This is a genomic window from Flavobacterium sp. EDS, assembly GCF_020991525.1.
Lineage (GTDB): Bacteria > Bacteroidota > Bacteroidia > Flavobacteriales > Flavobacteriaceae > Flavobacterium.
The window spans coordinates 162,729-175,079 of sequence record NZ_JAJMOZ010000010.1 but is presented as its reverse complement, the minus strand read 5'-3'; the positions used below and the strand labels follow the sequence as shown (position 1 = coordinate 175,079).

13 protein-coding genes are annotated in these 12,351 nt (G+C 30.6%); 11 read left to right on the top strand and 2 right to left on the bottom strand.

The genetic code is table 11. The annotated features are described in order from the left end of the window. Positions 1-156 precede the first annotated feature (156 nt). Positions 157-3,279, bottom strand: a complete 3,123-nt coding sequence (locus LPB87_RS15175; protein ID WP_230728442.1) for a hypothetical protein — start codon at positions 3,277-3,279, stop codon at positions 157-159. A gap of 327 nt (positions 3,280-3,606) precedes the next feature. On the opposite strand from LPB87_RS15175, the gene LPB87_RS15170 reads away from it, so the two are divergent. The 10 genes from LPB87_RS15170 to LPB87_RS15125 all read left to right on the top strand — a co-directional run bounded on the left by LPB87_RS15170 (position 3,607) and on the right by LPB87_RS15125 (position 10,525). Next, on the top strand, positions 3,607-3,831 hold the full coding sequence (locus LPB87_RS15170; RefSeq protein WP_230728441.1) for a hypothetical protein: 225 nt from the start codon (positions 3,607-3,609) through the stop codon (positions 3,829-3,831). A 104-nt stretch (positions 3,832-3,935) separates the two neighbouring features. After that, positions 3,936-4,127 (top strand): hypothetical protein, encoded by a 192-nt coding sequence (locus tag LPB87_RS15165; protein ID WP_230728440.1) that lies wholly within the window; start codon positions 3,936-3,938, stop codon positions 4,125-4,127. A gap of 459 nt (positions 4,128-4,586) precedes the next feature. Beyond that, the gene (locus LPB87_RS15160; protein WP_230728439.1) at positions 4,587-4,781 is read left to right on the top strand and encodes a hypothetical protein; all 195 of its coding nucleotides are present in this window, start codon (positions 4,587-4,589) and stop codon (positions 4,779-4,781) included. A gap of 71 nt (positions 4,782-4,852) precedes the next feature. Beyond that, positions 4,853-5,323 carry a hypothetical protein gene (locus tag LPB87_RS15155; protein ID WP_230728438.1) on the top strand — a complete coding sequence of 157 codons (471 nt, stop codon included), beginning with the start codon at positions 4,853-4,855 and terminating at the stop codon, positions 5,321-5,323. 18 nt (positions 5,324-5,341) lie between these two features. Further along, positions 5,342-5,899, top strand: coding sequence for a DUF6046 domain-containing protein (locus tag LPB87_RS15150; protein ID WP_230728437.1), 558 nt, complete (start codon positions 5,342-5,344; stop codon positions 5,897-5,899). Further along, entirely contained in the window at positions 5,892-7,193 is a 1,302-nt protein-coding gene (locus LPB87_RS15145) for a hypothetical protein (RefSeq protein WP_230728436.1), read from the top strand. Before LPB87_RS15150 ends, LPB87_RS15145 begins: the two co-directional genes overlap by 8 nt. Before the next feature lie 9 nt (positions 7,194-7,202). Continuing rightward, positions 7,203-8,201 carry a hypothetical protein gene (locus LPB87_RS15140; RefSeq protein WP_207209604.1) on the top strand — a complete coding sequence of 333 codons (999 nt, stop codon included), beginning with the start codon at positions 7,203-7,205 and terminating at the stop codon, positions 8,199-8,201. A 3-nt stretch (positions 8,202-8,204) separates the two neighbouring features. Next, positions 8,205-8,837: a DUF4280 domain-containing protein gene (locus LPB87_RS15135; protein WP_129540312.1), complete on the top strand. Its 633-nt coding sequence runs from the start codon at positions 8,205-8,207 to the stop codon at positions 8,835-8,837. Positions 8,838-8,847: 10 nt separating this feature from the next. Next, complete coding sequence (locus tag LPB87_RS15130; RefSeq protein WP_129540313.1) at positions 8,848-9,804, top strand: hypothetical protein; 957 nt, start codon at positions 8,848-8,850, stop codon at positions 9,802-9,804. Next, entirely contained in the window at positions 9,755-10,525 is a 771-nt protein-coding gene (locus LPB87_RS15125) for a hypothetical protein (RefSeq protein ID WP_129540314.1), read from the top strand. Before LPB87_RS15130 ends, LPB87_RS15125 begins: the two co-directional genes overlap by 50 nt. 99 nt (positions 10,526-10,624) lie before the next feature. Here the strand turns inward: LPB87_RS15125 and LPB87_RS15120 are convergent, their stop codons facing one another. Next, positions 10,625-11,425 carry a S24 family peptidase gene (locus LPB87_RS15120; protein WP_230728435.1) on the bottom strand — a complete coding sequence of 267 codons (801 nt, stop codon included), beginning with the start codon at positions 11,423-11,425 and terminating at the stop codon, positions 10,625-10,627. A gap of 283 nt (positions 11,426-11,708) precedes the next feature. On the opposite strand from LPB87_RS15120, the gene LPB87_RS15115 reads away from it, so the two are divergent. Continuing rightward, positions 11,709-12,284 (top strand): hypothetical protein, encoded by a 576-nt coding sequence (locus LPB87_RS15115; RefSeq protein ID WP_129540316.1) that lies wholly within the window; start codon positions 11,709-11,711, stop codon positions 12,282-12,284. The last annotated feature ends 67 nt before the right edge of the window (positions 12,285-12,351 follow it).

The window sequence follows — 12,351 nt, the reverse complement described above, 5'->3', positions numbered from 1 at the left end:
GTCTACATAATGCAGGGCTTTGTCATCTTCGATATTGTAATATTTCCCTAAAACTTCTGTCTGGCAAGAGGTGTACGCACAAAGAATGACAAATAAGAGAAATAGTAAAGTGATTTTAGGCTTCATTTGTTTTAATTTTCCTGCAATTTACAATTTTTAGGGTAATTTAAACGTGAAATAAATTCTTTGTATTATAGTTGATAATCTTTTTTTATCCGCTCCATCATTTTTCCTTTTTCTATTTCCAACATTTAAATGAAGCATTAATGATTCTCTTGATGTTTTATTATAAATATAGCCTTCTAATTTTTTGTTTTTTATACGTACTAAGGCAAAGGCACCACCTATAAATATTTGTGCCAAATTAGAGTTTAAGTGTTTGTCAAAACTTTCAATGACATAAAGAGGGGTTGGGCTGAGCTCTAAATCCACTTTTAAGTCTTTACTATCGGGTTTGTTTACAAAATCATAATTGGTTTGTTGTAATAATTTTAAGGTTTCCTCCATAATTTCATCAATCATTCGATCTTGTAGAATGGCTTGCGCAAATTTATGCACGTGATAATCAAAATTGCGCTCTTCTGGCCCTTCACCTGTTGCAAATTCATACAATAAAATAGCTACTGAAGCTTCGTAATTCTTTTTAAATAATTTTTCTTTTTCCTTTTCTTCAAGTATCTCAACTCCTGGGTAAAACCGTTCTGCAGCTCTAACTAATGCATTTACAGCTATTTCATCAGGCATCTTTTTTGCTTCTCCCGTTATAGTATTTATCGTCTTCTCAACCTCCTCTGGTAACTTTACTCTTAGTTTTTCGCTTATCTCATATACCTCAATCAAATCCTTGTATAAGTTTTTAATTAAATCAGCATATTCTTTATCCTCAAACCCAGTTGTACTGGTTATTTCAAATTCTTTTTTAATCTCATCGTAGAATGCTCTCAAATCATTATAAACTATTTTCTCAATAGCCAATGCAGAATTTTCAACTTCATTTCCAATATTCACTAATGAATTCTTAATTTCTTTTTTAATATTAACTAGTGATTTTTTAATTTCTTCAACGCTAGCATTTACTAAATCTTTTTTAACTTTAGAAACCTCATCTGAATGGGCGGACTTGTCATTAAGTTTCTTTTTTATTCGCTCTAACCGCTCTAAAAACTTATATTCCTTTATATGCTTTTCTTTCTCTTTTACTGCATGTTTTTGATCAATTATAAAATACTCCCTAGTTTTAGTACTATTTTGTACCGGATTTTCTAGTATTTTGTCAATCGAATCAACTTTAAACGTATCGCTCAATCTTAAGTAATACAATTCTTTTACCATTAGCTGACCCAATTTTACCCTATCGTCATATTTTGCAAAATTGAACGTTAATTTTCCTTTTGTCATAAAATGTTTTTCCATGATATCCTGCATTATATCCGGAGCCATCCAATGGGTAAAATTCTCATTGATTTCTTTAATAATAGCGTCAAATTCTTTATTTCCAGTAGTAGATGATACTTCATCTAATGATTTTTTTATAAAACTATTATTTAAATCCTTAAAAGAAAAATTGATATATTCCTGAACCAAGGACTGTTCAAACTCTACTAATTTGTAGTCCAACTCTTGTTTAGATAAATTTTTAAAACTCTGCTTATTCCCTTTTGCATCAATAAATTCACCACTTAATTTTCCTTTACCTTCTAAAAGTAGTTTTACATTATTCATATTATCCGAAAACAAATTCCTATTTCCTTCCTTTAAGAACTCGTCAGTCTTATCCGATAAATACCAAAAATTAACCATTTCTGCCGATTGTAATGCGATTTCACCTTGCAACGCTTCTTTTATCGACCCCATCGTTACTCTTGCAGCGGCATCAAACCATTCAGAGATAATGCCTTTGGTCTTTAAATAAGCATCTGCAAATTGATAATAAGCATGACGTTGCCCAATCGTATGGTATAAATAATGCTGCTCATTTATAGTGTTATACAATGAGGCCTTCCAGAAAGTAGACCCCACTTTTGTAGGATTCTCGATTCTGTCATAATCATACCATTGACCATTTTTTAAATCACGATATTGACCGTTTTCGTCTTTTAGTATTTCTCCTTTACCATTTTTAATTACTACTTCATCTAATTGAGTTTCTGACCAAATAAAATACATGTTTTTTACTCCAAGGTCAGGATACATTTTTTGAGGACTTAGATCTGGATAACTTCCTTTTTGGGTTTGAATTGTTATCTTAGCTGGTAAATGGGGGAAAATTGACTTTAATAATAAAAATAACTCATCATGTTCTGAAAAGAGTTGTGGGATATTTATAGCCGGATTTCTAATTTCTTTAATCAATTTGTTATAATATCTAACTAGCCTATCTTCTTTTTCTTCTTTGGATAATTGCGATAATTTGAAGATCATTGACTCACTTACTTCTCCCCAATTTACGTTATTAATTGTAGTCTCATCAATTGTTGCCAAACGCCACTTTTGTAATCCAAAATACATTTCTGTAAAACGTTCTTGATCCTTTTTACCATCAAAATCCTGAGCTGTAGCTCCTTCATCAAAGGCGTTGGAAATACCTCTCCAATATTCAATCTCGACACTATTATTTACGGTAATGGCTAGATCTAATCTCTTTTTAATTCCTGCTTTGACAACTTCTATAGTTGGTTCACTGCTATTTTCCTGAAGCATTTGAGGCACCGTAAGCGTTTGTTGTGTTGCCACACTCGCGTACGTCTGAGTTGTTAGACCGTTGCTAAAGTTTAGCGTATTATTATCTGCTCCTATTATCGGAGGAGTAGTGTTGTCTGATACGGTAGAACTAACTATTGTTCTGCCATTGGTATCAGCAACGCCTCCTCCGATTAGAGCATTTGGAGTTCCTGTTTTCTCTGATGAAATAATACTTGTTAAGGCATTATGATTTGCTATTGATCCCTCAAAAACCGAAGAAATAGTACTCTCAGATAACCCAGTTTTTCTGATTGTTTCAATACTGGTATCTATAGCACCTCCTTCGGGTAAGACACTAGAATTGTTTGTAATAGTAGTATTTAAAGCATTTTGCTCCTGCCATACCTGTACTATATCTTTTTGCTGGCTCATTTCTTTTGAAACTTTGGCTAATTCTTTTATGACTGCTTCAGTTAAATCTTCAGAACTATTTATAGCAGTACTATTTTTGATTGAAAGATTGAAATTATGGATTGCATTTTTATTCATCGCTAGGGTATTTTTTCTTGGTGTAAAAGTAATTGCAAAAAGAATCATTTTAAAATTACAAATCACTTGTATTCAGTAGTTTCAGTAAGTTTTGTTTCTACTGAAACTACTGAATATAGTCCCTTTTTTTGTGGTTGTTTTCTATTCTTTGATACTACTTTTGCATCATTAAGAATCGAATAGTACTGGTCAAATTATAAATATCAATACGTCAACTTTCCGTTTTTTTTTCAAAAACTTCCACTTAAAAAACTGAGTCTATAAAAATTTAATTCACAATTTAATTTTATAATCAACCCCTATCTAATATTACAACAAATAGCAACCCTATTCTAATCTGGTTTAAAACTGGGAAAAACCAGCACAAGCGCAATTTTGGGCTTCCTGGCAGAGTTTTGGCACAAGAATGAAACAATACCTCAAGACAGCATAAATAGCCCTGTAAACACATTAAATACTAAAGCAGAGAAAGCTCAAAAAAGCGTTGCTGATGGGTATGCAAATAACATACTTGGACGAACTTTTACCGATGTTATAAAGCAGAATTTGAAATTAGTAACCACAAGCCCTTATTATGACATTGCAAATGCCAAGCATTAAGAAATACCTTTTACTTGGTTTTAACATTAATTCCTTTTCTTTTGGAGCTCATACTATCGATTACAAGTAACCTTTTATAAAAAAATTAATCAAAAATAAATTATATGAACAAACAAAAAATCGCAGTAATTACAAGTCTTTTTATTGCTTTAACAGCTTTAATTGACACAAAATTTGATCTTTTACAAGATGCAGGATTGTCATTGGTAACAATCAACAGAATCAAATTAATCGGATTGTTTTTGTCAGCAGCATTGACAAGTATTACTCCCTTCTTTACGAAAGAAGAAGATTAAATAGTAGAAATACAAAAGCATCCTCAAGTTAAAAACAAACTCTCAAAATTAATTTAAACTAACGCACCCAAAATTATTGGACAATATAAATATTCTGATGATTTTGGGTGTTTTTGGTGATAAATAAACAGAATGCTAACAGAGCTAAAAACCGATACTAACGAAGTTCTTATCCTTCGAATAATAATTCTAATAAATCTAACTTTTATAAACAACAAGTAATTAAAAAACAATACTTTAATCCGTATTTTAAATCTACTGAAACTACAGAAAAAGGGAGTTGATTTTTTATTTCATCACACCCTTCTGTACTATTTTTACATACTCTAATTTCAGCTATTACTATTACCAATAGCTACATAGAATCCTCAAAATTTAAGAATCATTCTAAAAGGTCAGTACCCCAACTTTAGCAATCATTTAGAATAATCATTTTAATAATTAAACATTCAACCTATCATGGATTATACACCAAGAGACTTAGGAGAAACACCTAAAACACCCGACATGAGTAACTTCAAAAATCCTTTAGGACAAACATCTGAAGGAAACATTTTTATAGAGCATTTTACGATTACACCTTTAAGTGCATCCGAAGAAAATGAAAACTTAGCCGAAGTCATAAAAAAAGAAAGCAGAGACAGTAGTATCTAAATATTCGAATAACCTTTTAAGCTTAATTCTGTATAACAACGAAAAGACAAATCCTCAAAAATCACAAAAAAATGCCAGACGAAATAACACTACAAAAATTAAAAGAAAAATACGGTACGGTATTAAAACTTACTTCAGATGATCAATTAACAACAGCATATTGCAAAAAACCATCATTCACTACATTTCTTAATTATCAAGATAAATACAAAGATAATCCGCATGAGGCAATCCTGTTTTTATTTGAAGAATGTGTATTGGATAAAGAAAATTATGATGACGAATTCATGCTTGCTGCAGGAAATTCTATTGTCGCTATAATTAAAAAGGATAGCGAATTTACAATCGATGTAACACCACAAAAAGATGAATTTAAAAAATCGGCTGCCCTAATTCGATATGCTTTTCAGATAGATCCTTATCAATTATCGATAGATGAGTTTTATAAATTACTCGAAGAAGCCCTTTGGCTACAAAAACACAATGAGAAAAGAATGGAAAATACACTCATGACAGCCTTTGCACAAACATTTTCAAATTAAAACAAAAAATAAATCATTATGAAATTCAATTTTAATGTAAACGAAATTTTAGATGCCAAAGAAACCGAATATACTGGCATTAACTATAACGAATCAGAATCGAAAGATTTTATTATTGATAAAACCGGAGGTGAGTTCAATCTAAGGGTCTTTGCGCCTTTAATTTTTGAACCATTAGTGAAAAACGACCTTAACCTGCCTAGTTTAAGAATAGACGCTGTTACGGTTAATTTAAATCGATCTAAAGTGATCAAAAAGGAAGGGATAGAAGGACGAGATTCAACAATCAAAGAACATATTACAAATGGCGATTTTAATATTTCAATCGAAGGCTTAATTGCCAATGAAACTGGAGATGAATATCCAAAGGAAAAACTTTTCTTATTGAAACAATTCCTAAATGCACCTTATGCTTTAAGAGTAACGCATGCTATTTTGAATCGTTTTGGAATTTATGAATTAGTAATAGATTCCTACTCTATTCCCTCAATTTCTGGAACAAAAAACATACAAAAATTTACTGCAAGTGCCACCTCAGATGAAACTGTAGAACTAATAATCAGAGACAATGCTTAAACTAAATGCTAAAATCAGAGTTTACGAAACGGTAAGACTTATCCCCACTCCTAAGTTTTATGAATTTACTTATGTAAAAAATGTAGCCATAAGCAGTTCGTACAAATCCCTTACCGATACAGCTACTATTGTAATGCCTCAAAAAGTATATACGGATACAAAAGGATTTGATCAGGGCTTGTTTACAAATGCAAGTGGAAAGGAAAAAACAATTCATGATTTTTTTAAACTTGAAAATTTTATAGAAATATTTTTAGGATATGATGGTGATTACAAACCTGCTTTTAGAGGTTATATTACTGGAGTGCAATCAGATATCAATGCTGTAATAACTTGCGAAGATGCAATGTATGCATTTAAAAAAGTAAAAGCAGTAAAAGATCATGATGTTCAGAACAAGAGTGACATCCTCAATATTGTGGCAACCAACCCAACAACAAATGTTGATAATTTTAATCCTAAAACTTTCTTTGAAAAAAGAATTAAAGAACTAAAATTACCTTTTAAAGTAAATGCACTTGATGAAGAATTAGGAAATATTGTGATTAACAGAAACCAAAGTTTGGCTCAGGTTTTTGAGATGTTGAAAGACAAGGGGATTTATACCTATTTTAAAACTGAAAATGCTGCGCCTGTGCTTACAATTACCAATAATCCACAACAGCATACCACAACTGAATTAGCTGGCTTTATAGATCGAAATTTCATTAAAAGTCCATTAGCAGGAGCCCTAGTAAAAAAGCTCATTAACCAAGGACTAACCCTGTTAAGCTCACAATTAAATAAAGCAACACAATCGCTTTCTGATCGCTTTTCAGGAAAAGTACGTTTCAGGTTTCGCTATAATATTATTGAAGATAAACTAATCGTAGTTAATGAATCTACAAAAAACACCCGTACACGAGTAGAAAAATATTTTAAAAATTCAAATACTCCAATTTATATTGAATTAGGTGATCCAAATGGACAGTTAATAAAAACTCATGTTTTGCATAATGATACCGATGATTTACCTATAGATCCTGCAGCTTTCAAAAAAGTAACAACAGAAATTGCCTCACAATTATATCAATATGCCGCTTTAAGGGCTATGGAATCTAAACCAAGCGGATTTGAAGGCTATTTTCTCACTTTTGGCGAACCGTTTGTACGGCCTACTGACAAAGTAATTCTCGAAAATGCAAAAGATAAAGAAAAAAACGGCACTTTTCAGGTCGAAAAAGTAGAACGAAGCTACGGTGAAAACGGGTATAGGCAAAAAATTTATATAGGACGAAGAGTAGAAATAGCATAAAAATAAAAAATGGGAAATATAACAGATCTAATCAAAGATGTTGCCAGTAAAAATCAAATCATTGAAACTTTTGCGGCAAAAGTCATCGAAATAAATAAGGAAACAGAATCACCTCATAATACAAATGATGCTTATACCGTAAATATTATGCGTGCCGATGGTGCCATACTTAAAAACGTGAGATTAAAAGCTTCAATCCTTGATGTAGAACAAGGAATTATAACCATTCCCAAAAAAGACAGTTGGGTTTTAGCCACAATTATTGACGGAGTAGAAACCAGAGCGTTTGTTTCGCAATTTTCAGAAGTCGACAGACTTATGGGGAGAATTCAATCTAAATTTGACTCTAATTTTTTTCTGGATTATAGTGCTGACGGCAATAAACTACATATTCGTTATATAAATACAGATACCGCAACTGAAACTGATGAAACTAAAATTATCGATGTCGCTAAAATAGAGTTTGATAAGGAACAACATTTTAAAATTAGTTACTTTGATAATGATGAAAAACCAGTGGCAATTACACATTTTACACCTGATAGTTTAACCACAACTTTTAATTCGATTGAAAACAAAGAAGTAAAAGAATCCTTAGTCTTGAGTGCTTCAAAAGAAAATGTTTCTTTCAAATTTAAGAACAACACAGGCAAAGAATTAAATTCAATGGTTGCAACTCCTGAGAATTATGCTATTTTATTAAAAAACGATGACGATAAAAAGCAAGCTTCTTTAGCTATTGAAAGAAGCAAAATAGCGGCATACTTATTCGAAGAAGATGAGCTTAAGAAACTATCATTTGAATTGAATGGAGAAAGCGATAGTATTCGATTAAAAAAAGATGATCAGAATTTAATTGAACTGAAAGGAAAAACAGCCATTAGTTTAAAAAGTGAAGGAGATATTAACATCGAAGCAAAAAATATAAATATTAAATCGACTGAAAAAATCAATATTAATGCCACAGGAGATACTATTATTAGCGGAGATAAAGTAAAAATCAATTAAATTATGGCTACCAAATATGTATGTAATGGTGCAATATGCGCCTGCGATCAAGGTACTGCCCCAAGAGCACTTGATGTGAAATCTCAAAGTAACATTTTTATTCAGGAAAAATTGATGGCTACGGATAGTGAGAAAACTTTTGAAAGTCTGTTTTTTGGAAATTGTAAATTACGACAAAATAATCTCTGTATCCCTGATATAAAAACGAAGTGGAAGGATCCTGCAAATAATGTATTCGAAGGAGATAAAAAAGCTCTTTTAGAAAACTCAACCCTAAAATGCGAAGTTGGAGGAAATATCAAAATTATAGATCCGCTTCAAACTGAACCTAAAATAGTCATCCTTGATAATTATTCACCGCCGGTGATAACACCTTTGACAAAGGAAATATTAAATGTTACCTGGAAAAATGGAAATTTAGATAGAGAAATAGATACTGCAAATATTGGAGACAAAGTAAGCTTGGTTGTAGAAACAAAAAACTACAAAGAAGGAGAAACAGTCGTTGTTATAATAGATGAGATAGACGGAAAAGACGTCAAAGAAAACACGAAACAAGTAAAATTTACTGGTGAAGTAAATACCGATGGATTTGCTATTTTAAAAGAGGAAATCGCGATTGAAAACGTAAACTAATAACTAAAAAATGGAAAGAACATTTAGAATAAAAGAAGTTAATGGTAATACTAGTTTTCAAGATAAAAAATTAGTTGTAGATAAAACGAAAATAAATCTTTTAATTGTTTTAGAACTTGGAGGTAACTTGCAATTTAACAGAGTCTATAATGACATCTGGAAAGTTGTAAAACTGGATAGCATAGCCGATCTTGAAGCAATAAATAAATTAAATGCAAAATACGAATATAAAAACATTTGTCTTGTTCATCACGGAAATATATTTTCCGACACCTCAAAGGGCAAAAAAAACTGGGCCATTTTATTTGCAAACAAAATTCGTGAAATTAAACTAGTGATTTCTAAACTAAGTGAAATTCCAAAAGAAATAAATCAGGCATATGTTACAAAAATTCTTGAAAAGTCTAAACTTACGTTTGCTAAAGATGGTCCTGATGAATTAAAAATTAAAACATTTTTGGGCTTAAAAATGTTAATAGGGGCCATACTAGATAGTGGAACGTTCATTTCGGTAGCATGTAATGAAGCCGATGATGCAGGTTTCTTAAAAGAACTTGCAGATTTTACAGATAAAAACATTAAAATATTTGGTAACACTAATTTTTCTTTTATCGATGACGGGAGAGACTCTACATATAACAACCTAACTATCAGCGAATATCATTCCATTTTAAACAGTTATTTATCTTCTGCATGGCGAGATAAAAATGGATGGTTGTATTACGATACTAACCTAAAGCAGATAATTATAACAAAAAAAGAACTTTGGTTACATAGTATGGGAAAAAAAATATATACTTTAGTAGACAGAGAAGCTAAATTAACAAAAAAACAAACTGATAAAGAACATTATGCTCAATTGTACTTTTCTAAAATATACGAGATCTTTCATAAAAAATACGTAACAACAATTAGCTATGATAATTGGAAAAAAGAGCAAGAAAAAAAATACCCCGATTTTAAATAAAAATATAAATATGACATCTAGAAAAATATTAATTTGTATCTTTTTATTCATAGCTTTAATAAACCGTGCCCAAGAAAAAAAATTAAAAGAATTGCGAGATAATAACTGTGGCGATAATTGTGAATTCTATCACGAAAATTTAAATTTTCGTAAAACTTTATTAAATCTACCGCCAGCTCCGCCAGAACCAAAAACAAAAGAAGACTCAATCGTTTTGTTTTTCAAAATTCCATTAGAAAAAACAAAGATATTATTTCCTTTTTCAACATACGATTCGGTTTATGTTGTAACGCCAAAATACTACGAAGATAAAGAACCACGAAACTACTTAAAATCAAAATTTCATGATTCTAAAACTTTAGTTACTGAAGAACAAATGAATAAAATTTCAGATATTCTCTTTAACTATTACCTAATAAAATATGATAACATAACTATTCGAAATTATAAAATAACAGGTTGCAGCGGTATAGAGGATACTTATCCTAAGATCATTTTGCTATTTATAAAAAACGGTAAAAACAAAGACTACATCGCATTTCCTAGCCAGATATTTCGAAGAACGAGTTTTACTAATAAAGAATTAGAAGGTTTAGATCTTTGTGCTGAAAAAGAAAGAATGATAATGGAAATGTTTGGCGTAAGTCTGGAAGAACCAAGTAGCGATGCAGTATTAGAAGACGAACCTGGCGTATTGCGTGATGAGCATAAAGAAAACTAATTACTCTTTTTATAATACACGAAGTATCAAATCATAATAAACTAAAAATGTATAATAAATAAAAAACTGCAACATAACGTTGCAGTTTTTTTGGTTTATCTAGTTTAGCTTCTTTTTCAAAGTCTCTTCCATTTCATAGAATTTACTTTCGAGATCATGAATTTTTTCATAAATATTGATTGGATCCGGCATTTGTTTAGAAGCATACATACTGGCGTACCAAACTTCCAGAATATCTTCAGCATAAATAGAATACATGGGGTAATTTCCGTCTCTGTTATCAGATTTCAGGATTAATTTTCCACTTTCCCTAATTCTGTTTAAAACCCTTTTAACCACTACTCCATCATTCTTACTGATAATCACATAAATTCTTCCATCTAATATATCATCAAAATTATCAACATATTTTCCAAAAAGATAATCGCCGTCATGAATCGTTGTAGACATCGAGTTTCCTTTTATTTCAAAACATCTGTAAGTTCCGTTCTTTAACATTGGCATGCTGAATGACGGAAGACTTTCCATATATTCTGGATCAGAATAACCATCTAAATAACCTGCTCTTGCTTTTACCCCAACAAAGTTAATATTCTCCTCACCGTCTTCATTTACAGTTATAATCTTGGGTAAATTTAAACCAACTTCAGTATTTGTTTTATTAGCAAAAATTTCATCACTATTTCCAAAAAAATAGTCTGGGTTTACATTACAGTGCGTGATGATACTTTGAAGCAAATCGAAACCTGGTTTTGTCCTTTTTCTTTCTCCATCAGATTGTAATCTACCAATAGTAATACTGTCTATTGTAGTACTAGTTACTCCTATTAACTTCGCAAATGAGTTATTGTTTAACTTCATCTCATCTATAATACGTTTTATCTTAGTATGTATTTCCATGTTCTATTACATTTGTTTTTATTGTGTAATATGTTTTAATAAACATTGTGCATTCCACTATATGTTGCAAAATTAAAAAATATATAATAAATAATAGCATTCTTTAGTGTTTTTTTTACGTAACATCTGAATTTAAAGACATTTAAAGCCTTTTTCCTACTGTATTACTCTAATATACAATCTAAATAATTAAATCATATTACTGAAATAACTGCATTTTTCAGCGTAATATGTTGTATAAATCAAAACATATGTTGTATATTTGTCAAAAATAATCCACCATATGATTTTAAAAGATTTTTATACCGAAAAAAAGAACGCAATCGAAATGGAGTTCACTTCTAATGCGCCAACAGTTCAACTTTATACTGATACTATCTTTAAAGATTCTATTGAAACCCCGGTAGTAATGTTTAAGTATGATATCGTAAACTGGGAAACATCTTCTGAAAAAAACTACAAAGCTGATGTATCATTTTGCCTGTATATTATATTACCTGTAGAAACTATTTCTTCAACAAGTTATGCAAATGCATTCGATATTGCTCAACGAATAGACAAAGCCATATTATCTAAAAACAATAGTAATGCTGATATAGACACCAATTCAACATTTAAAATAAGGGAAAAACAATGTACAAACGAGCACACTTACTGGAATAAAAATGATTATTTTATTTGGGAAATCACTTATAAAACAACATTAATAGAAAATATATTAAAAAAGAAATACATTCTTTTCAATAATGGTTTAAGTAATGAAGAACTAGAAGAGTTAGGATATAACTTAACTACTGGAGTAATAGAAATAAATCCAAATCAGGTTAAAGGAGATATCGATTTGAAAACTAGTACTTAATTTGAGCAGGCTACAAACTTAACAGTTGGTATTCACAAATAATTAAATAGAAAAAAACTAAACCACA